17 protein-coding genes and 2 pseudogenes are annotated in these 22,324 nt (G+C 43.3%); 8 read left to right on the top strand and 11 right to left on the bottom strand.

All coding sequences use genetic code 11. The features are described from left to right. The 8 genes and pseudogenes from EWV60_RS17865 to EWV60_RS17830 form a co-directional block, all read right to left on the bottom strand. Positions 1 to 493 (bottom strand): annotated as a pseudogene (locus tag EWV60_RS17865) (ISL3-like element ISMae37 family transposase); the annotation flags it as partial. A 37-nt stretch (positions 494 to 530) separates the two neighbouring features. Beyond that, positions 531 to 644: pseudogene (locus EWV60_RS17860) on the bottom strand (IS1 family transposase); the annotation flags it as partial. A 195-nt stretch (positions 645 to 839) separates the two neighbouring features. Further along, positions 840 to 2,312: a hypothetical protein gene (locus tag EWV60_RS17855; protein ID WP_287233810.1), complete on the bottom strand. Its 1,473-nt coding sequence runs from the start codon at positions 2,310 to 2,312 to the stop codon at positions 840 to 842. 336 nt (positions 2,313 to 2,648) lie between these two features. After that, the gene (locus tag EWV60_RS17850) at positions 2,649 to 3,893 is read right to left on the bottom strand and encodes a M23 family metallopeptidase (protein WP_287233808.1); all 1,245 of its coding nucleotides are present in this window, start codon (positions 3,891 to 3,893) and stop codon (positions 2,649 to 2,651) included. A 45-nt stretch (positions 3,894 to 3,938) separates the two neighbouring features. After that, entirely contained in the window at positions 3,939 to 4,652 is a 714-nt protein-coding gene (locus EWV60_RS17845; protein WP_002778910.1) for a biotin--[acetyl-CoA-carboxylase] ligase, read from the bottom strand. Between the two features lie 441 nt (positions 4,653 to 5,093). After that, complete coding sequence (locus EWV60_RS17840; RefSeq protein WP_002751623.1) at positions 5,094 to 5,738, bottom strand: histidine phosphatase family protein; 645 nt, start codon at positions 5,736 to 5,738, stop codon at positions 5,094 to 5,096. Positions 5,739 to 5,787: 49 nt separating this feature from the next. After that, positions 5,788 to 6,426, bottom strand: coding sequence for a histidine phosphatase family protein (locus EWV60_RS17835; RefSeq protein WP_103112684.1), 639 nt, complete (start codon positions 6,424 to 6,426; stop codon positions 5,788 to 5,790). Between the two features lie 677 nt (positions 6,427 to 7,103). Then, positions 7,104 to 8,219, bottom strand: coding sequence for a DUF4760 domain-containing protein (locus EWV60_RS17830; protein ID WP_287233805.1), 1,116 nt, complete (start codon positions 8,217 to 8,219; stop codon positions 7,104 to 7,106). Positions 8,220 to 8,804: 585 nt separating this feature from the next. Between EWV60_RS17830 and ndk the strand changes: the two genes are divergently transcribed. The 6 genes from ndk to EWV60_RS17800 all read left to right on the top strand — a co-directional run bounded on the left by ndk (position 8,805) and on the right by EWV60_RS17800 (position 17,134). Further along, complete coding sequence (gene ndk / locus EWV60_RS17825; protein WP_042790998.1) at positions 8,805 to 9,254, top strand: nucleoside-diphosphate kinase; 450 nt, start codon at positions 8,805 to 8,807, stop codon at positions 9,252 to 9,254. Between the two features lie 545 nt (positions 9,255 to 9,799). Then, positions 9,800 to 10,708: an RluA family pseudouridine synthase gene (locus EWV60_RS17820; RefSeq protein WP_287233812.1), complete on the top strand. Its 909-nt coding sequence runs from the start codon at positions 9,800 to 9,802 to the stop codon at positions 10,706 to 10,708. Positions 10,709 to 10,911: 203 nt separating this feature from the next. Beyond that, complete coding sequence (dnaK, locus tag EWV60_RS17815; protein ID WP_287233801.1) at positions 10,912 to 13,074, top strand: molecular chaperone DnaK; 2,163 nt, start codon at positions 10,912 to 10,914, stop codon at positions 13,072 to 13,074. 166 nt (positions 13,075 to 13,240) lie between these two features. Beyond that, the gene (locus tag EWV60_RS17810) at positions 13,241 to 14,116 is read left to right on the top strand and encodes a J domain-containing protein (protein WP_287233800.1); all 876 of its coding nucleotides are present in this window, start codon (positions 13,241 to 13,243) and stop codon (positions 14,114 to 14,116) included. A gap of 104 nt (positions 14,117 to 14,220) precedes the next feature. Continuing rightward, complete coding sequence (locus EWV60_RS17805; RefSeq protein WP_287233798.1) at positions 14,221 to 15,369, top strand: quinone-dependent dihydroorotate dehydrogenase; 1,149 nt, start codon at positions 14,221 to 14,223, stop codon at positions 15,367 to 15,369. A gap of 175 nt (positions 15,370 to 15,544) precedes the next feature. Continuing rightward, positions 15,545 to 17,134 carry a DUF3352 domain-containing protein gene (locus tag EWV60_RS17800; RefSeq protein ID WP_002751642.1) on the top strand — a complete coding sequence of 530 codons (1,590 nt, stop codon included), beginning with the start codon at positions 15,545 to 15,547 and terminating at the stop codon, positions 17,132 to 17,134. Here the strand turns inward: EWV60_RS17800 and EWV60_RS17795 are convergent. Together EWV60_RS17795 and EWV60_RS17790 are read right to left on the bottom strand one after the other, a co-directional pair. After that, positions 17,108 to 18,355: a bifunctional folylpolyglutamate synthase/dihydrofolate synthase gene (locus tag EWV60_RS17795; protein WP_287233795.1), complete on the bottom strand. Its 1,248-nt coding sequence runs from the start codon at positions 18,353 to 18,355 to the stop codon at positions 17,108 to 17,110. The two genes, EWV60_RS17800 and EWV60_RS17795, sit on opposite strands and share 27 nt — an antisense overlap. Before the next feature lie 83 nt (positions 18,356 to 18,438). Beyond that, the gene (locus EWV60_RS17790; RefSeq protein WP_002751646.1) at positions 18,439 to 19,164 is read right to left on the bottom strand and encodes a 2-phosphosulfolactate phosphatase family protein; all 726 of its coding nucleotides are present in this window, start codon (positions 19,162 to 19,164) and stop codon (positions 18,439 to 18,441) included. 466 nt (positions 19,165 to 19,630) lie between these two features. On the opposite strand from EWV60_RS17790, the gene EWV60_RS17785 reads away from it, so the two are divergent. Next, entirely contained in the window at positions 19,631 to 20,047 is a 417-nt protein-coding gene (locus EWV60_RS17785; protein ID WP_002751648.1) for a XisH family protein, read from the top strand. Then, positions 20,035 to 20,370: a XisI protein gene (locus EWV60_RS17780; protein WP_002798710.1), complete on the top strand. Its 336-nt coding sequence runs from the start codon at positions 20,035 to 20,037 to the stop codon at positions 20,368 to 20,370. Before EWV60_RS17785 ends, EWV60_RS17780 begins: the two co-directional genes overlap by 13 nt. A gap of 613 nt (positions 20,371 to 20,983) precedes the next feature. On the opposite strand, the gene EWV60_RS17775 is transcribed toward EWV60_RS17780, so the two are convergent. Further along, entirely contained in the window at positions 20,984 to 22,276 is a 1,293-nt protein-coding gene (locus tag EWV60_RS17775; protein ID WP_287233793.1) for a pentapeptide repeat-containing protein, read from the bottom strand. Between the last annotated feature and the right edge of the window lie 48 nt (positions 22,277 to 22,324).

The raw sequence follows: 22,324 nt of genomic DNA, 5'->3' as shown, positions 1-22,324 counted from the left end.
AATCTTTGTGTCCTTTTAAGTTACTAAATTCATCTAAGCTTATTCGTTCTGGTGCTTCCCACTCTTCCTTTTCTAGTTCTTTAGCACAGTGATTAAATATTAACTCAACTTCTGACCATCCTAACCCTTCTTCTCGACTTATTTCTTCGATGCTACAATTTTTTACTCTCTCATAAATCATCGATTCATAGCGAATTGTATGATGCTGTCTTAATCTCATAAAACTCAGTCTTTCGCTGATATACTTTTGGCACTTTTGACAATGAAACTGGCGGCGTGGTACTTCTAAATATACTGGATTACCTAATATTGACAAATCTCTGACTAGATTATACTCTGTCTGATTGATTCTGTCCAAGGTTTGATGGCAATTCGGACATTCAATTGTTTCATTTAAAAGAGCAAGCTTTAAGAAAATTGTCTGAGGAATTTTTTGATAATTGACCACTGTTACATTTGGTAAATCAAGGAGTTGATCAAAATTTATCCACATAACCCACCTCCTGTTCTGTTTTGCCATTATACCATGCTCACACAGAACCTAGAAGAGCCCCAAGGTGATTCTCCATTTTTTTAGAGAAAGATAGACTCTCTCTCACCAGCCGAGAAATCCTTTGTCGAAAAGTATTATTTAATCTTTCAATAGGCGCGCTCTATCTGCACTGAATAGAATTTAACTTGGTATTACTAAGGCTGCGAATGTATGAAAACGCATCAATTGGGCAAAAGCTCAACAATGCTTTTTTAAGCTCCAAAAACCGCTATATTTGTAACCCAAAACAAATTAATTCTGATTAGAGTCAGTGTTTGTAAGCGCTTTTGCCGGTGGCGATTGATGTTCACTTATCGGAACTAGGAAGAACAATCTGTCTTTTACTTAGCTGTTGCCAAATATCTACTAGGAAAACTAGCAAGAATATATGAACGGCACCCAGAAACTGATGTCTTTCAAAGATAAAGAAGAACTTGGGTAATAAGGGAACATTCGGTGGTTGTTGAAAACCTAAATACTGTTGTGCTTGTGCCACATAAGCATTAGATATTTGGGAGTAAAGAAAACAACCGTAGGCAAAAGCAGCAAATAAAGAGGCGAGTAGGGCGCGTCTGGATACCAGGAAATCCTGATAGTAGAGCCAGATAACACTGATCAAAATAAAAGGATAACCTATATAGAGATAGCGCTCATGAGTGCCACTGAGAAGAATATTAAAACCTAGGTAACTTAGTCCGTGGAAAAGGCAGAGAAGTGCCATTAAATAGGTAGGATTATATTTAGGGCTAATCGCCTCGGTTTTGGTGGCGAGAATTTGCCAAATCTTGATTAAACCTGTACAGAGAAGAAAACCCATGAAACCAGCATAGAGTAAAAACCCTGCTTGGTGAGGACTGATACCTTTTTTCCAGCTACCCAGTTGCAAATCCATAAAAGGTACTAGGGAGGAAGCGCCCGGTTCTAAACCGAGAAATATCCAGATATTAAAGCCATTTCCTGAGATTTTGTCACCTTGAGCAACACTAGACTTTAAGACAAAGAGGAAACTAGACTGAATCAGTCTGAGGGGAACTGCAAATAGGCTATCTAGGTAGAGGAAAAATCCGAGGCTTAAAAGTAGAGTTGCTCCCAGCCAGATTAAGCCTTTAGTCTGGTATCTTTGCTGGAATTTGTAACCTGTGGTCAGGATAACTAGGGCAAAAAAGGGTAGGGAAAAAATAAAAAGTTGTTTAGTGAGAATGAATAGGACTAAACTAAACATCCCGAGGAGAAACCAGAGGATATTTTTGAGCAGGGTGTTTTCCTCACTCCAAGATTGGAAGAAACCAATGGTAGCCAAGAGGCAAAATAATAAGCCTACGTTGTCAATCTGTCCCCAGAGAGAACCTGCCGCCCAGAGAAATAGCACTAGGGTAATGGTTAAACCGATGATTACGGGGCGTTTGAATTTTAAGATTCTCGCTAGGTAGGTAAGAAGGAGAAAAATGACAGCGTCAACAAACGCTAGGTAAAAACGGAAGTAGTAGATAGCTTCGGTTTTTTCGCTAATTCCCAATAGGGATTTTATCGCCGCAATTACTCCGCCACTTGCTAGTACACCTATACTAGGATAGTCGGGGATTTTGCGAGGACAATCCATATATACTTTACCTGCTGCGAGACAATCCCCCCATCTACTAAATTGGAAGACATCGGTAACGTGATAAATGGGGAGAAAATAGACCAAAATAAAGGGTAGGGCCACTCCTAGCACATAGGCAAAGGGGATGAGGAAATTATTTTTTTCCCCTCGGTTAGTTGAGTCTAGAAAGTTTTTCATTATTTGGTAGGGTTTGCTGAAAAAGTCGCTCAAGTAATTGCAGGACTTTGCAGAACTGATACCATTTTTCTTTATTCGTGGCAGGTATCCCACTCCCCTCTCCTTTTCTGGGAGAGGGGTTCGGGGTGAGGGTAATTAACCATCTCTGCCATTACTTTAGAAAAATGGTATGAGACGCATAATAACAGCAATGGGGGAAATAGTTTCTCGAGTGTTTCTTGCTTACTAGCATCAAGCCAAGATGTAAGATAGCTTTTAAGACTTCTTCCCTTTTCGGGGCGAGTTTTTTCACGAGAGATTTTAATTCCCACCAAAGATGTTCTATTAGCTCACCATTCAATTCTGATTAGAGTCAGTGGCTGTGGCCATTTGCATTCTCTGCACCAGATTATCGAGGGCTAATTCTAGATGCAAACCGGCATCCACGGCGGTCCAACCCTGTTCGGTTAGGTGTCGCCATTCAAAGTGTAGGTGCGGACCAGTAGAAACTCCCGTACTACCCACGCGACCGATAACCGCTCCCTGTTCCACCCATTCTCCCGGTTTGACGGTAATTTCCGAAAGGTGGGCATAACGAGATTCTTGACTACCATCGAGGTGACGCAAAATCACCGTTAATCCGTAACCTCCCAACCAGTCGGCGGTGGCCACTTCCCCCGCGTAGGCGGCTAATACAGGTGTTCCCATCGGTGCGCCTAAATCAGTACCCGCGTGCATGGCCCGATTCCCGCTGACCGGATGATTTCGCCACCCGAAAACTGAGGTAATTTGGGCGGGAAGAGCGAGGGGAAAGAGTAAATCGGTGCGTTGAGTTTGGTTAGAATCCGTGGGACTTAAACGGGTGGCCCGCTCATAGGTGGTTGCTTCGCTGATTGCCTCCACTTCCGCACGAGTCACCGGGGCCAAAGCTAATTTTACGCCATTCCATTCCGGGGGATTGAGGGCTACCACCTGACTTGGAATCACCGTGGGGGCGGCCAGACGTACCGGGGAGCTAGAAGCGACGAGAGTGGGGGCATAACGACGCAGGGAATTATGAGCGATAACCGGCTGATTTTGAGACCGCCGTCCTACCCGCACGGCCGGATTAGGATTGAGACGTACCCGGGCCAGATTAACCGGGGGTAAGGGTTTGGCCACAGTGCTGACCGGCTGACGACGGGAAGACCGGGCCGCCAGATTACAGCTACCTCCTACCAGTTGACCATTTTGGGCGATGGTTTGGCAACCACTGCGGCGCTCGGTGACAACAACGGAACTGGGGGGGTTAAAGTTTCTAGTATCGATAAAATTATTTTTACCGCCGGCCCGGGGGGCAAGGGTAGGCATATCGGTTCGATGGTTTTCGGGGATAGCCAGACGAGGGGCAGGATTAGTATTTTCTTTGATAACGGGGGCTTTCAGAGTCGGGGCGGCATTTTCCACCACTGGGGTTTCGCTGCCAATTTCGGAATTAGCGATCGCATTGGGAGCAAGAGTAATCAGACCGCTGACCACTAAACCGAGACCACTGCATAAACTCAGCTTCTTTTTTAAGGATTTTCCGAGAAAAAGTTTCAATATCACCGATGAAGGATACATAGGGCGGCCTCACTTCTCACAGTTTAGTCAAAAAAATATTTAGACTCAATTATAGCCGAGACTGACCCTACCGGCCGGTATATAGATTTCGCTACTGGCATTGTCCGAGGTTAATTTAACTTTTAATTCCCCTCGATCGCTTACCCCCGTTATTATGCCCTGATAGCCCTCAAAAACTATCTTTTGACCAAAATTGGCAAAAAATTCTAAATAGGAAGCTAATAGGGCTTTTATGCCGTGATTACAGTAATATTCATAGCCGTATAGGATAGCATCGCTGGTGAGAGAAGTTAACTGAGCGATCGAGGTGATTTTATTGCCGGCCAAAGCTTGTAAATTAATACCCGTGGGGGGGACAGGATTAGACCAATTGAGGCCCACTCCGATGACTGCTTGCGGGATGTTTTGACCCTGAATACGGGTTTCTAGGTTAATTCCCCCTAGTTTGCGCCCTAGTAATACTAAATCATTCGGCCATTTGATTTTAACAGGTATTTCCTGACAATTCAGGTGATGAGCGATGCCCCAAACTGTAGCGAGAACGAGATGGGCAGATTTATCCACCTCTAAATCCAGATTTAACGCCAAAGATAAATATAATCCTCCCGGTTCAGAAATCCACTCCCGTCCCCATTGTCCCCTCCCGGCACTTTGTTGACTAGCAGTCACCACAAAAGGCGGATTTTCCCCCGACTCTAATAATTCCCACGCTTTAGTATTAGTGGAAGGTAATAGCTCAAAGTGATGGATTTTGGTCATAAATTGGAAGTGGGGAGTATTTTCAGTGATCAGTAAACAGTAATCAGTGACCTGATACTAAATCCGTTGAGTATAGGCTAAATATCAGGAGAGGCACTCCTGCAAGTGGAGTGACTCTTAAATGATTACAGATGTGTCAGCAGCTGCGTGTAAGCATCCCACCGAAAAACTAATGCGCGGGGGGTTTGGGGGCGGCGCCACGCCCCCAACGGGGGGTTTGGGGGGTAGAACCCCCCAAAAGCTTGGATTGAATGATCAAGTGGGAAGTAATGCTAAATCCGTTGAGTATAGGCTACATATCAGGACAGGCAAAAGGCAAGAAGCAAAAGGCAAAAGAGGGAATAGATAATCAGTTTTTAATAACCGGATTGAGTATGAAAACTGACATCTGATCACTGATAACTGATCACTGATAACTGATAACTGATAACTGATAACTGATTAGGTGCAAGGAAGAGAACGCAGGTACTCACTGAGGTGGGAACGTAAACCGATGCCATGGAAAAGCGGGCCACGACTGCCTAATTCGACAATACTGACAGCTGCCACGGGCATTTCAAATCGATCGCGATAACGGCCCACATCAATACCCATCAGACTACAGAGCATGATCCGGATGGTGGCCTTGTGGGAAACGATCAAGATATTGCCATCACTGTGGATGTGTTCAATTTCCTCCAAAACGGCTGCGGAACGACGGGCGATATCGATGCCCCTTTCCCCGTTGGGGGGAGCATTCCAAGCCGGATCCGTCAACCAACGCACATAGAGATCATGATATTGACGATCGATATCGTTAGGGTGCATACCTTCCCAAAGACCATAACCGATCTCTTGTAATCCCTGCCGGATTTCTAATTTTAGTCCCACCGCTTCACAGAGGGGTTTAGCGGTTTGAATAGCTCTTTGGAGGGGACTGACATAGGCTGCACGCCAAGGTAAAGAACGATAGACATCGGCGAATTCCTCGGCCATTTCGATGCCTTCGGCAGTCAAACCGGGATCATTTTCTGGAGTACCACAGTATCCTCCCGTTTTGCTATAGGCTGTCTGTCCGTGTCGTAGAAAATATAACATCAAGCACATAGTTTTTCAGCAGACCAAATCCGGGGCTTCCCTTGTTACTGTTGACTGGTTAGGTTCCCGCTCGCGAGCGCAGGTCATTGCGGAGGTGAGAGCGATCGCCCATGACTTGAAAGAGGGGACCATGTTCGGCTAATTCGACGATCGTCACCGAGGCCACGGGCATGGCAATTCGATCGCGATAACGGCCGATATCAATGCCTAAAAGAGAACATAACATGATTCGGATCGTTGCTTTATGGGAAACGATCAAAATATGGCCATCATCGTGATGATGGTCGATTTCCTCTAATACTTCCGAACTACGGCGAGCGATATCGATGCCTTTTTCGCCTCCTGTGGGAGAATTCCAGCCCGGATCTGCTAACCAGCGCACATAATCATCATGAAACTCCCGATTAACCTCGGCTGCGGTTTTTCCCTCCCATTGGCCGTAGGCAATCTCTTTTAATCCTTCCCGTTTGTGGATGGGAATACCTAAGAGTTCGCTTAAAGGGGTGGCTGTGGCCATGGTGCGTTTGAGGGGACTAGAATAGATGCCTGTCCAAGGCACATCTCGATAGGCAAGGGCGAAATCCTTGGCCATTTCATAGCCTGCTGGGGTTAGTTCCAAGTCTAATCGACCGCAAAAACTACCCGTTTGACTGGCTGTGGTTTCGCCATGACGCAAAAAGTAAAGTTTTAGACTCATCTTTTGGGTGCATCTCAATATTTGTGACTCTCTCCCACTTATAGTGATAAGCAGAAGTTATTAAAAGAGGGCGAAGGCAATTCGCCGCTACAATCATCCTTTTTACCTTTTGTTTCCCAGTAATTCTCTAAATTACCACTATATTTGGGACACCTCGAATAAAAGATTTTGTTAAGAAAGTGTTGGTCGGGGAAATCTCCTTTATATACAGTGGTGAAGAGGGAATAATTTTAAATAACTAATACTAAATCCCTCTTTGCCACGGTATCAGTCGGTTCAAGTCCTGTAACTTGTCTTGGTTCTCTTCTGTCCCTGACTGGCGTTTTTTGACTCTCCCCTGTCTTTTTACCATTTTCGTCGGCTCCTAAGGACTCTCCCCTCTAGTCAAAGGTTTTTTTGCTCCCTATGTCTCTGGTTTTTATAAAATCTTTCGATTTTTCGAGATGCCCAACATTTAGACTAAGGCTAATTATAATACATGGGTAGCAGAGGCTAAGTCTGGGTACTCGCGTTGCGGGGCGGTACTATAGCGCGTTTTTTGCCCCATTTAGAAATCTTTGTCAAGGACAATTTAGACCAAATTAGATGAGCTTACCCGGCACTCATAAATAATAACTATATGATTGCTGTGCTGAGAGCCTTTTGTCAAGCCTAATTGAGAGGCTCTTACCCTATCCCTACTGCCATGTTTCCTTATTATTTAAATTGTTCAGATGTTCAATCATCGCTTTATTTTCCTCTCTCTTTGTTGACAACAGATAACCTAAAAAATTAGTACAAACCTGATGATATTTTTGTTTGTATAAATCTCTAAAAGCTTCTGATAAAATACTTTTGTCAGCCAAATTATTATCTAATAAAATGTATATTTTCTCCCAGAAATTACAGATTATTCTCAGGTCAAACCCGATCTGAGGTTTGTATGTGATTAGAACTGAAATGTCATTTTTGCCAGTGTTTATTTGATGAACGAAATCCGAAGTTTCTCTTCTAGGAGTTTGTAATTCGGTAGAGTCCCATTTGTTTATATATTCTAATGCCTTTTCAATTTTCGCTGTTTTGATTGATTCTTGTGTTGCTTCAACAGATTTTAATGAAGCATAAAATCCTCCCATAATACCCAAAAAAACTGGCAAGATTAAGCCTAAATATTCAAAAAAATTGTCAAAAAATATCAAAACCCCACCCACACTAGCTAGACATAGTAAACCAAATAAAATGATCATAGATAGTATTTGATTTTGTATAAAACAATCTTGTTGGTTCATCCATGTAAAATAGAAAACTAAAAGAGAAAGTAGCCCTGCTCCTTCCAATATTAATCCTACCCTTAATTTACAATTACTTTCTTGCGTTTTCTTGGCATGATTTTTAATAGCTAAGTCAATTATGTTGGTTAGCTCATTATTTTGCTGTATTTTACTGTTGCTGCCGCCCGTATTAAATCTTGGTAATATATCTTTCCATTTCACAGAATTGTTTTCCACCACGGCTACTTTATCGCTCTCATTTAGCGTGATAAGAATATAAGGAATCCCCAGAGTTTTATCTTGAGAATTGAAGATAAAAACATCAGTCCTTAAAGAGCCATTTTCAGCAATCTTTTCAAGCCTTTTCCCAATTATTTCTGCTCGCCCCTTATCCGACACACAGAATACCGGTTGATCTCCTAGCTTGACAAGCTCTAGATTGTCGGGGCAAGAGTTATCCAAAGAATAAGTTAATGGCTGGACTAGAACAATCAAAAATACTGATAAGACCAAAATTATAAAGATGTACCACCGCTTTTTCATAAACTCCTCCGAAATGTTGAAAATCCCGCTCTGTGGAAGATTATTAACCACTATTCGCTGCTCGATTTTTATTAAAAAGGCTTCGGTGAGACAATCTTAGCCGTAACCGTCGCCACCACGTACTGTTCTCTAAGAACAGCGATCACCACCTCAACCCGCAAATACCCCACCCCCACCGCCGCCCCCGACAAACTTGCCGTCTGATCTTGGTGGGGAAAAGCGGACGCAGTGCTTTTTCATCTATAGAATCTTCTATCGAGAAACCATGCCAAAAGGCTCTGATTATTTCCCTCTTATTCACCTATCCTTACTCTATCTCCGATAATCTCAACGAATGAGGCTGTTTTCATAAAATTTAATGATTAGCCGACAATGAATCGCCGATAGCTGATAGCAGGCGTTGGGTTTCATGCTTCAACCCAACCTACGTTCATCTTATATTTAATTCCACCCACCCACTTAACTGCTGTAAATCCGACAGCAAGCTAACTCAGCAATTGAAGCGAAATTCTGTCGTTCTCTAGAATGCCATTCCGGGTTAATCTGGGTTTTGTGACAATTTATGGCTAAATTTTAAGAGGCAGTATGGAACGCACTTTCTTAATGATTAAACCTGACGGTGTGCAACGCAATCTGGTGGGGGAAATTATTCAACGCTTTGAAGCTAAAGGTTTTACGTTGGTTGGGTTGAAAATGATGCAGGTTTCTAGCGAATTAGCGGAAAAACACTACGCTGTTCATAAGGAACGACCATTTTTCCCTTCGTTAGTCGATTTTATTACTTCCTCCCCCGTGGTGGCTATGGTTTGGCAAGGAGAAGGAGTAATTGCCTCCGCTAGAAAAATTATTGGCGCCACTAATCCCCTCAATGCTGAACCTGGTACGATTCGCGGTGATTTTGGCATTAGTGTTGGACGCAATCTTATCCATGGTTCCGATGGTCCAGATACCGCCAAAGATGAAGTTAGTCTCTGGTTTAGCGATGCAGAATTGGCTAATTGGACTCCCTCCATCACTCCCTGGGTCGTAGAGTAAATCCCTTTGAAGCAGTCAGGAGTCGGTCGTCAGTATTCTCCGAGTCAGGAGACAGGAGATTGCTTTACTTCCTTCTCCCCTCTCCCTTCTCCCCTCTCTGCAATAACTACTCCTGCATACTTTGTGCTTTTTGTCAAAAAAACTTTTCTTTTGCAATAAAACTACACAAAAAAAAGATCATCGTTGTGGGTGAAATTGACTGATTTACCTGTCTTAATTGGGATCACCTTGTAGGTGTGGCAAGGGTTTCAACCCTTGCTGACCAAAAAAGCACAAAATAACCCATTATGAAATTCAGTAAAATCGCTGTAACCATTGTAACATCGTTGTTAAATAAAAATCTTTCTCAATTAATTCTTAAGAATTTGTAAATATTGCGAAATGTTAATTTAAATATTCTCAAGTTTTTGGAGTCAATAAATAACTTTTGCTTATCTTTGTCTAACATTGAGTTAGGAGATAGGAGTCAGGAGTCAGGAGTCAGGAGATTATTTTTATTTATTCTTCCCACACCCCACACCCTACACCCCACACCCACTACCCCAATGGCCAATCAAGGTTGGATTTATCGAGATAAAATTAGCAAAAATCAGGCAGGATTAAGCCTATTAGCCTACTATACGGGCAAATATCCCCATTCTAGCCCGGAAGAATGGCTCGATCGCATTTTATCAGCAGCAATTCTAGTCAACGGTCGTCCCGCTTACCCCGATACAGTCTTAGAAATCGGGCAGCAATTGACCTATCAGCGCCCGCCGTGGACAGAACCGGATGTGCCGCTCTTTTTTGAGGTACTCTACGAGGATACCGAGGTGTTAGTGGTGGCGAAACCTTCGGGATTACCCGTGTTAGCGGGGGGTGGATTTCTCGAACATACTCTCATCCATTTGGTACATCAGCATTATGCCGAGGTCACTCCCTATCCAATTCATCGTCTTGGTCGCGGCACTTCCGGTATAGTCTTAATGGCGAAATCAAAGCCCGCTAGAGCTAAATTGAGTCAACAGATGCGAGAGGGGAAAATTACCAAAATATATCGAGCTTTAGTTGGTCAGGGCGACATACCGGATAATTTTAGTATTAATCAAGCGATCGGGAAAATCGCCCATCCCATTTTAGGCTACGTTTACGGTGCGCTCACAGATGGGTTATCGGCCCGCAGTGATGGTCGAGTCTTAAAAAAACATCCCGATAGTACACTATTAGAAGTACAAATTTTTACGGGCAGACCCCATCAAATTCGCATTCATCTGGCCTTTTTTGGCTATCCCTTAATCGGTGATCCCTTGTATGGTCTGGGGGGATTACCGCGACCGGATGCAGTCCCAGGAGATTGTGGTTATTATCTCCATGCCAATCAAATCGTTTTTAATCATCCCAGTACAGGCAGAACAATCCCTATTTCCTGTCAGCCGCCACCAGAATTAGTAGATAGGGAAAATCTGGAAATCTAGCCATATTTTCACCCCCCCAAGCTCGATCGCCAGCGATCACTAAAAGACTACTTCGGTAATCACACCCTGAATCGCCCCGAACCGAGAGCGAGAACCTAAGACAATTCGATACAATATTGTCAACAAGCATTAAGCGATTTAAACTATCGATCGAAGGTAAAAGTCCCGAAGTTATCGAAATCTAGGGGGAGACAAAAACAAGCATGGGTAGAGTAGTAGGCATTGATCTAGGGACAACTAACTCCGTCGTCGCCGTGATGGAAGGCGGAAAGCCAGTGGTCATCGCCAACTCGGAGGGCATGAGAACCACCCCTTCTGTGGTCGGTTTTAATAAAGATGGGGAGTTAGTGGTCGGTCAAATGGCCCGGCGACAGGGGGTACTTAATCCCCAAAACACCTACTATGCAATCAAACGCTACATAGGTCGTCGCTACTCGGAATTAAACCCCGAATCGAAGCGCGTCCCCTACACCATCCGCCGGGATGAGATGGGCAATATCAAAATTAAATGTCCCCGTCTGCAAAAAGAATTTGCCCCCGAAGAAATTTCCGCCCTAGTTTTACGCCGATTAGCCGAAGAAGCCAGCCGTTATCTGGGGGAAGAAGTTACCGGGGCCGTCATCACCGTCCCCGCCTATTTTAATGACTCCCAACGTCAAGCCACCCGGGATGCGGGCCGAATTGCGGGGTTAGAAGTGATGAGGATTCTCAACGAACCCACCGCCGCTGCCCTAGCCTACGGTCTCGATGAACAGGAAAGCAAGAAAATCCTCGTTTTTGACCTGGGGGGCGGTACTTTTGATGTTTCTATCCTGGAAGTGGGTGACGGCGTTTTTGAGGTGAAAGCCACCAGTGGCGACACCCAATTAGGCGGTAATGATTTCGATAAAAGAATCGTCGATTGGTTAGCCAATCAATTTTTGGAACAGGAAGGCGTGGAGCTGCGCCAAGACCGGCAAGCACTACAAAGACTCACAGAAGCGGCAGAAAAAGCCAAAATTGAACTATCTGGGGTCAGCGTCACCGATATTAATCTACCCTTTATCATCGCCACGGAAGACGGACCCAAACACATCGAAACTCGTCTGAGTCGGGCCCAATTTGAGGAATTATGCGGCGATTTAATCAGTCGTCTCCGTCGTCCTCTCAAACGGGCCCTTTCCGATGCCGGTTTGTCCCCCGTCCAACTGGACGAAGTGGTACTGGTGGGCGGCGGCACGCGGATGCCGGTGGTGAAGGATTTAGTGCGGAGTTTTATCGATAGGGAACCCAATCAAAATGTTAACCCTGATGAGGTTGTAGCGGTCGGGGCGGCTATTCAAGCAGGAATTTTGGGCGGCGAGGTCAAAGACGTGCTGCTCCTCGATGTGACCCCTTTATCCTTGGGTTTAGAAACCATCGGCGGTGTGATGAAAAAGTTAATCCCCCGCAATACCACTATTCCCGTCCGCAGATCTGACCTTTTTTCCACTTCCGAAAATAATCAAACTGTGGTGGAAATTCATGTTTTGCAGGGGGAAAGGGAAATGGCCAGCGATAATAAATCCCTGGGACGTTTTAAATTAACCGGTATCCCCCCCGCGCCCCGGGGCATTCCCCAAGTGCAGGTGTCCCTCGATATCGATGCTAACGGCATTCTACAAGTCACCGCTAGGGATAAAATGACCGGACGGGAGCAAAGTGTCACCATTCAAGGCGCTTCTACCCTCAGCGAAGGGGAAATTAACCGCATGATCGGCGATGCTGCCCGATTTGCGGAAGCAGATCGTACCCGTCGCGAAAAGGTGGATAAACGCAATCGCGCCCGCTCTCTGGTGGATCAAGCCCAACGACGCTTAAAAGATGTTACTCTCGATTTTGGTAATGAGTTCACCCGTTCCTATCGTCGTCAAATTGAGTCTTTGAGTACGGAAATTATCGACGCTTTGGAGAAAAATGATGACCGTCGCATCGATCGCGCTCAGGCGGATCTACAGGATGTTATCTATGAATTAAATCGCGAGGTACGGCTACAATACGACGAGGAAGATGAGGGCTTTTTTAGCGCTATTCGCAAGACTTTTACCGGGGATAAGGAAGATGAGCTTCCCTCCGAACCGCGTCGCGATCGTTATCGTCAGGATTATCGTCCCAGTACACCGGGTTATCAAAGTGATTATCGACCCAATTATTCGGCTAATCAAGATAGTTATCGCCCCCGCAATCAGGACAATTACTATAATGGCCGCGATAGCGATTGGCAAAGTCCCCCCCCCTCGGAGGAAAAAAGTTATAACAATAGTAAAAGTAACCGCAGCGGCGGCAATCGTTCCCGCAATATTCCCCCCCAAAATAACTGGGATGATGACGATGATGATTGGTTTTAATCAGTGATCAGTAAACAGCAATCAGTAATCAGTAAAAAGACAGTGGGAAACTACTATTTAATACTGCTCGCTTAATACATACTGCTCACTTAAAACTCAAATCTGATAACTGATAACTGATAACCGATAACTGATAACCGATAACTGATAACTGATAACTGAATATATGCCACAATTAGTTAATTACTATGATCTTTTAGGAGTATCTCGCACGGCTACTGGTGACGAGATAAAAAAGGCTTTTCGACGACTAGCGCGTCAATATCATCCCGATGTTAATCCGGGGGATAAATCGGCCGAAGAAAAGTTTAAAGATATTAATGAAGCTTATGATGTTCTCTCCGATGAAGAAAAACGGGTTGAGTATAATCGTTCCTTGACGGGGATTAAGCGCCGTGGGATACGTCCGGGGGAAAAAGCCAATAGTAACGGGAATGGAAAAATCCCCCGTACAGAACAGGATTTATGGAAGTTTAAAGATTTTAATAACCTTAATACTAAGCGTGCTAAAATTGCCTCCTCTCCCCGTTTAACTCGTCGAGATGTGGAGGCGAAATTGACTTTACCTTTAGAGAAAGCCTATCAAGGTGGCAGACAAAGAATTCGTCTGGAAGATGGTAGATCAATAGAGGTTGATATGCCGGCAGCCATGATCGATGGGCAGAAAATTCGTCTCAAAGGTCAGGGTATTGAAGGGGGTGATTTATATTTAAAAATAACTATCGCTAGGCATCATTTTTTTAGGATTCAAGGTTCTGATATTGTCTGTCAAGTACCAATTACTCCTAGCGAGGCAATTGTGGGCGGTTTTGTAGAAATTACTACCATTGACGGGTTAGTTAAAATGATGATTCCTAAGGGAGTTAAAAGCGGTCAAAGATTACGTTTGGCTAATAAAGGTTATCCCACTTCCCAAGGAGAAAGGGGCGATCAATTAGTGGAAATTATCTTAGTTAATCCTCCCAATCCTAGCCCAGAAGAATTAGAACTTTATCAAAAAATACGGGCGATCGAAACTTTTAATCCTCGCCAAGGTTTATAAAGATTATGCTAGGTGGGTTACGGCAAATTGGAAATTTTTTGTCAAAAACATAACTTGTTCTTGCCTAACCCACCCTACACCTAACCCTTAATTCCTGTCTTTTTATGATCAATATAATTGACACAATTAAACCTTTTTATCCTCTAGCTTTCAAGGCTATTCGGGGCAATTTAGAAGGAACACAAAAACAATTATTAAATACTCTGCAAAAAATCGATCGCTCGCGGGGGGAATTTTGGGAACAATGGTTAATCTCACAATTATCAGAATCCCTCAGTTTTAGCGATTCTCGCCTATCTCAAAGCCTCTGGGGGTTAAATTTCCCCAATCCCGTCGGATTGGCGGCAGGATTCGATAAAGACGGTTTAGGGGCAGGACTTTGGCATAATTTCGGCTTTGGTTTTGCCGAGGTGGGTGCTGTCACCCTAGAAGGACAACCGGGCAACCCAAAACCGAGATTATTTCGTTTACCGGAAGATTTGGCGGGATTAAACCGTATGGGGGCAAATAACCTCGGTGCGCCAGTTCTAGCGGCAACTCTCCAACAATCTTGGCAACGACAACCCCGACAGATTCCCATCGGTATTAACCTCTGTAAATCGAAAAATACGCCCCTAGAAAAGGCTCCGGAGGACTATTTAGGCAGTTTTCGCTATTTATTCCCCCATGCTGATTATTTTGTCGTTAATGTTAGTTCTCCCAATACTCCCGGTTTGCGTTCCCTGCAAAGTGGGGAACAACTCGATAAAATCCTCGACATTTTACAAACAGAAAATCAAGGCAGAAAACCCCTATTAGTGAAAATTTCTCCCGATTTAGAATGGGAAGATATCATAATAATTATTGACCTAGCTTTCTCCTATCAATTAGCTGGAATTGTCGCTACTAATACCACCACTAAACGCACGGGATTAAAAACCACAATTCTGCCTGAAACCGGTAAACCAATCACTGAAGAAGCAGGGGGAATTAGTGGGCAACCTTTGCGGGAACGTTCCACAGAAGTGATCCGTTTTATCTATCAGCAAACCCAAGGCAATTTACCAATAATTGGAGTGGGAGGCATTTTTTCTCTCGATGATGCTTGGGAAAAAATTACCGCCGGTGCGAGTTTATTACAGATTTATACCGGTTGGTTATACCGAGGACCATGGCTAGTATCAAATATTTTACAAGGATTAACAGAAAAATTGGAGGTCAATGGGTTGACTAATATTAATCAAGCGGTGGGTTGGCAAGCTAACCAAGAATGAGCCAATTTTCTCTGGTAATTAGCAATAATTTCGGAAAAATTAGCTGAAATGTTGTCTGTCACCTTTGGGTATAAGATAAGATAATTAGGATAACTACAATAGGACTAATCTAGAGACTACAACCGCAGACAAATCGATCGCCAAGTATGGAACTTTTTAACCAAACCACAATTCTATGTCAAAAAAATCATTTTTACCCGGTTGTTTAGTCGTCCTAGGACTAACAGCAGTAACCGCAGGAGGTGTCTATCTTTATCTACGAGGACAACTTCCTTGGCAAAGATTCACCCCCTTGCAATCGGCAAAAGTTATCCCAGAAACTGCCTTTGCTAGTAGTTTTGTCTCCACGGATGCAAAAGCTTGGTCAGTGTTAGCTAAATATGGTACACCAGAATCGCGAACTGCGGTTAGTCAAGGACTAGAAGAATTACAAAAAAATATCTTCACTGATAAGATTGATTATCAACGGGATATCGAACCTTGGATCGGTAGTATTAGCTTTGCTTTTCTTCCCGCAGCTACCCCCGGACAATCGGAATTATTAACGGTTATCGGGATCAAAGATAAAATTAAAGCGTCAGAATTCCAGAAAAAACTAGGACAACAAGTTAATCGCAAAACTAGCACCAGTGACTACAAAGGTATTACAATTACTGCTATAGATTGGCAGGATAATACCACCATTTATACTGCCGTTACTGGTGATTTTTTGTTGATATCCTACGATAAAAAGGTGTTAGAAGCGGCGATCAATACCTATCAAGGACAGCCATCTTTTAGCAGTAAACCGGAAGTGAGAAAACTGCTTTCCCAATCCCTCAACCTACCCAATACCCTAGCAACAATTTATATTGATGATTATGCCAAAATCTTGGGACCAGATGCTAATTTATCTCCCCAAAGTCGGCAAGAATTAGCAAAAATTCAGGATATTGTCGCAGGAGTGGGTGTCACCGATACGGGATTACAGTTACAAATGGTGGCTAAACTTGCCCCTGAAACTATTTCTACCCTACCTTCCCCTAGCAAAAATCAAGTTTTAAATTATTTACCCGGAGATACCATCGCACTTTGGAGTGGTAATAATCTTAAACAGGGATGGGAAGAAGCAGAAAAACAGTCCCAAACTAACCCAGAATTACAAGTTTTTCTGCGTCAGATCCGTGAGAATTTTCAGATGGCAACCCTTGACGCGGATAAAGAAGTTTTTAACTGGATGGATCGAGAATTTGCCTTCGGAATTATCCCCAACCAGCAAGCAGTGGGAGGGTTAGGTTTCGGGGGAATGATGATCTGGCAAACCGGCGATCAGAAAGCGGCAAAAACTACCCTTGATAGGTTAAATGAATTGGTGAAAACTGTTCCCTTTATCACCATAAAAAACAGTCAAATTTCTGGCCAAGATGTGACTGAATGGAAAGCGGAAGAACAAGCGATTTTAACCTATGCTTGGCCTAATAATGATACCCTAAAAATGACCGTCGGAATTCCCTATCAACCCCAACCGAATCAACCGATTAGCAAAAGTGAGAATTTCCAAGCATCGATCGCAAATTTGCCTAAAAATAATCTCGGTTATTTTTTCATCGATGTGGAGCAAATTATTGCTAAAGCAGGGGGAATTAATAATCTTCCTGCCACGGAATTAACCCCGGAAGCAAAGGCCTTTTTAGAATCGGTACGCGGGATCGGAATTACTGCCACTATGCCTGATAAAACCACCAGTAAAATTGATGTTTTATTTTCCCTGAAACAAACTCCCTAAAAAGTAACCAACTAAATAAAGCGATCCACAGAGAATTATCCGACTATCGGCAGATTCTTGGATGGCTTTTTTTAGTCCTAAAAATACATCAGAACAAGTCTCTAGGTGAGATAATTCTGGACAAATTGAAGCCGCTAATTCCGCTAAGGTTTCAGGATTAGCACTGCTATGATCAGGAACAGGAACTAAATATAAACTATCGCCTTTTCTTAATAAAGCTTGGAATATTTCCCGATGATCTTTAGTCGATAAAATTCCCATCACCCAGATAATTTTTGGAGCCTTTAAACTATCTACATACTGCCTTAAACCAATGGCAGCAGCGGGATTATGAGCGCCATCTATTAAAATTTCTCGCTGACACCAATTAACGGTTTGTAAACGTCCTAACCAGCGAGTTTTTGCCATTCCTTCCTGCACGACTTCATCGCTAATTTGCCAACCTTGCCGGCGTAAAATATTAACAACAGCGATCGCTATAGCCGAATTAGTTAATTGAAAATCTCCCGCTAAGGATAAAGGGTATTCTAAACCTTGATATTTAGCACGATTATCGGCAATTTTTTCGGCAGCTTCTACCCATACCGTTGGACAATTTAACAGCTTGATTCTCTCCCTAACTACCCCCTGCGCTGATTCCGGTAATTGTCCGATAACTGCGGGACAATTCGCTTTTAATATCCCCGCTTTCTCCCCGGCAATATCGGCAACCGTGGGACCTAAATTTTGCCAATGTTCCCGACTAATAGAAGTGATGACAGTAACTAAAGGTTGAGCGCAAACATTAGTCGCATCCAATCTTCCTCCTAAACCCACTTCCATCACGGCAATATCCACCTTTTCCTGAGCAAAATACAGCCAAGCAGCGGCAGTAATTACCTCAAATTGAGTAGGACTTTCCTGCTGGGGATCGATAAGCGATTGTATATATTTAAGCAGGTTTTCTAAAGTCGCGGTTTCAATATTTTCGCCATTAATAGAGATTCTTTCTGTCCAATCAATTAAATGGGGAGAAATATAACGTCCGACTTTGTAACCGGCGGTACTGAGAATAGAGGATAGATAGGCACAAACTGAACCTTTGCCATTAGTTCCCGTGACATGAATAATCGGAATTTTATCTTGGGGATTGCCTAAAATCTCCAGCAGATTTTTTATTCTTTCTAAACCGAGATTGACACCAAAACGCTGAAAAGGTTGCAGTAAAGAATCGATAGTCATGGTTAGCAAACTATAAATAAAGGAATCCGGCTAGGATCGATACTCCTACCGGCACTGATGACCCTTTCTCTGGGTGATAATGTCTAAAGTTTGACTAAAATGCTCGGTTCTTTTTGGATCGGTAAAACATCAAGAGAGTCAATATTAGCGCAGTATTTTAAATCTTCTTGACAGTGGAGACGCAAGAGGCGCTGACCATGACTACAACTGTGGAACATTCCTAAAAGATCATTTTGCCATTGACGATAAAGAGCGATCGAGGCGATAACCTCATCATTACCGATCGCCATTTGCCCCGATTGTTCTTGTAGCGCATCGGCGATCGCTCCAGCACAGGCCGTATCTTCCAAAGAATAACCCCCTTCCCAACCAGAGCCAACAATCCAGACGGTATCGGGCTGCTTATCCAATAAGTAATTAACCGCAGCTTGCCGATTGATCATGGCCGCAGTGATCACGATTGGGGATTCTTCCACCCTTTGCAGAGCGCGAGTGCCGTTAGTGGTACTGATAAACAGACGACGACCTTTCATTAAATCAGGGGTACAATCGAGGGGAGAATTGCCCAGATCGCAGCCTTCCACTTTCGCGCCGCCTCTTTCTCCTGCCCGGAGACGTTTTTCTGGTTGCCAGGTATCGCTCACCTGCATCAGGGTTTTCAGATCGCTGAAGGTTTGCACTGCTTCCGCACCGGCATTGAGGGCAGTGGCGATCGTGGTTGTTGCTCTTAAAACATCGATAACGACGGCGCAATCGGGTAGAGTATGGACGGGGGTAAGTTCGGGAGTATGATAAATGAAAACCTGCACGATTTATACCAAGTAAAAAGTAAAAGGGGAAATAAGCTCAACATACCGCCGCTCGGCGTTGCGCTGGCAGAAGAAAGACAAGGCCGATTTTATCACGATGGATGTCAGCTAGTTAAGCTGTTCTTAATTCAAATTGCTGGTGGAGATCAGGCAAGGGGGGGCTAATCTAAGAATAAGCGGTTTAAATACGTCTTAGCTTAGGGACTTGCGCTTTGATAATGTACCTTTTGGGCGAACGCAGTTCGCCCCTACATTGTGGACAAAATCCGTTACTGTAGGGGCGTAAAGCTTGCGTCCTCCGATCGATTGGGATATTATTCTCACGCAAGTCCCTTATCACTTGAAATACCCACGCGGATCACAAAATTGGCCAATTGTCAATAGGGTTTGAGATGCTCTCACCCTGTCGCTCGTCATGACTAAATGTTATAATTAATAATTATTATGCCTGCTAACCTCAAGATTCATGTCTGCTAAAGATCGTTTTCATGGTGCAGTGAGAAAAGGATTAGAAAAAGAGGGTTGGATCATTACGGATGACCCTTTAAGGATTGAAGTGGGTGATGTAGAAATGTATGTCGATTTAGGAGCAGAGCAACTGATAGCCGCAGAAAAAGATAATGAAAAGATAGCCGTTGAAATTAAAAGTTTTATCGGTAAATCCAGCATTTCAGAATTTCATACTGCCATTGGACAATTCTTTAATTATCGTGTTGCTTTAGAAGAAAAAGAACCTAAAAGACAGTTATATTTAGCTGTTCCCTTAGATATTTATTATAGTTTTTTTGAATTGCGATTTATTCAAACTGTCGTTAAACGATTTCAAATTTACCTGATTATTTATGATCCGATTGGGGAGGTAATTGTCGAATGGAAAAATTAGCACAATATCGTCACTATGTCAAGCAAGTCATTACTGAATATTCTCAGATAGGTTCATCTAAAGATCCGATTGAACAACAATTGATTTTTGATACAGTTGGCGATCACTATCAATTGATGTATGTTGGCTGGAAAAATAGACGAAGATATCATGGTTGTGTTTTGCATCTCGATATTAAAAAGGGTAAAATCTGGATACAACATGATGGCACTGAGGTGGGAATTGCCAATGAATTGGTTAATTTAGGCGTTCCTAAAGAAGATATTGTTTTAGCCTTTCATGAACCCCTAGTCAGAGAATATACAGGGTTTGCGGTGGGTTAATCAAAGAGGGCGAATGCAATTCGCCCCTACAATAATATTATTGCGCCAATGGTAGGGGCGCACCGCGTGCGCCCAAAATGTCCTATAGATATTTCGACAAAATTGAGATGCACCCAAATTATCCCTATTCTTCTTCCTTCCACACAAAAACCAGAAGAGCCAATTCGCCTAACCTAATCATAAGGTTAAGCGACAAACAGGATCAGCAAGAGACTTCGATTTTTTTACCTTTCTGTATTTTTTTGTTAACAAAACTTAACAATTATCGGCAAAATTTTGCTTGCTTTTGTCGGGAGATTTTGGGATAATATTTTTAAAAGATTTTATTCATAATGGAAATTTTTGTGTCTAAAAAAATTTTGCACAGATTCCCATTATAAGAAAAGCATAGCGCAAGCCGCCGGCAAAGTCAAGTCCTTTCCCATTAATTATGGGTTGGCTGAAAAAGTAGGAGCGATCGCCGGTTAAGATACAAGGTTTTTGAGCCACCAGCTTGAAAATCTTGCAGCTGCTTGGCCAAACAGGCCGCCAAACCCCTTATCTCGTCTATATTTCACATTTATTCAGCCAACCCTACCTAAATCTCTGCTGAAGGTGGAGATCAAAGGCTGTTTTAAACTAATACTTTACTGCGATCGTTAGAATTATCCCCAAAAATTGCCCCTCGTCGAATCAAATCCTGTTTTTGTTCACGGGTGATCCCCGTTGCACCGATAAAGATAGCGTTTTTAACGTCAGCCCCACTCAGGTTAGCCCCACTCAGTCTAGCCTTACTCAGTTTCCCTACTCCTGCGGGCCATCGCTTTAATAATGCGGCACTCAGTCTAGCCTTACTCAGGTTAGCCTCAATCAGGATAGCCCCCCACAGGTTAGCCCCACTCAGGTTAGCCTTTCTCAGGTCAGCCCCACTCAGGTTAGCCTCTCTCAGGTTAGCCCCACTCAGTTTAGCCCCACTCAGGATAGCCTCACTCAGGATAGCCTCACTCACGATAGCCCAACTCAGGTCAGCCTCAATCAGGTTAGCCTCACTCAGGATAGCCCTTCTCAGGATAGCCTTTCTCAGGATAGCCTTTCTCAGGATAGCCCCACTCAGGTTAGCCCCACTCAGGATAGCCCCACTCAGGTCAGCCCCACTCAGGATAGCCCCACTCAGGTCAGCCCTTCTCAGGTCAACCCTTCTCAGGATAGCCCCACTTAAATCAACTTGTTGTAGAGTTGTCTTATCGATTGTTCCCTCTCGAATTGCCTTAATTAATTCGGCTTTTTCAATAACTTTTGCATCTGTAGTGAACTCTGCTTTTGTGACGATAATTTCGGGTATATCGTCTGATTTAAGTTCATTGAGAAGGGCTTGCAATTCCCCCGATTGATGTAAATCTGCTAGGCGCTGGAGTCCATCTTCTGAACCTTCTAAAAATAGCCGAATACTGCCTTTAAGTTTCATAATAGGCTTGATCGTCTCGTCTCTGGCGATTTTTTGAAGAAAGCTGATAATTTTATCATTGTTCTCTGGTGTCAGTTCGTCTATCCCTACCTCAATAACTAATTCAAAAACTTTATCTGATTGCTGAGTTTGCGGTTTATTGTTATGATCAAATGTCTGAGAATTATCTCTATACCTTGCCAAAGCAGTAATCATATTACTCTTTCCAATCTTTTCACCTGTTTGCTCTGACAAGATTTTAAATAAATCATAAGCCGCATTCTTGATTGACTGTTCTTCTTGCCTAATTTCTTCCGCTAGATCACGATATGTTTTATCATCAAAAATACATTTTAATATTTTTGTCTCCACGTCCGTTAATCCCTTTTTTGTATGCTTTTTTTTCAGATCATTAACCAGCATTTCTAATTCAGTCCATGAAAGGGTTTTAATTTCAGTCATTTTTAGTTCATTCATCATCATTTTTTAAGGGTAACAGGACTTAAGATTACTTTTCAGTACCCTGTCAGG

Source organism: Microcystis sp. Msp_OC_L_20101000_S702, assembly GCF_007095705.1.
Lineage (GTDB): Bacteria > Cyanobacteriota > Cyanobacteriia > Cyanobacteriales > Microcystaceae > Microcystis > Microcystis ichthyoblabe_A.
This window is presented reverse-complemented; position numbering and strand designations above follow the sequence as displayed.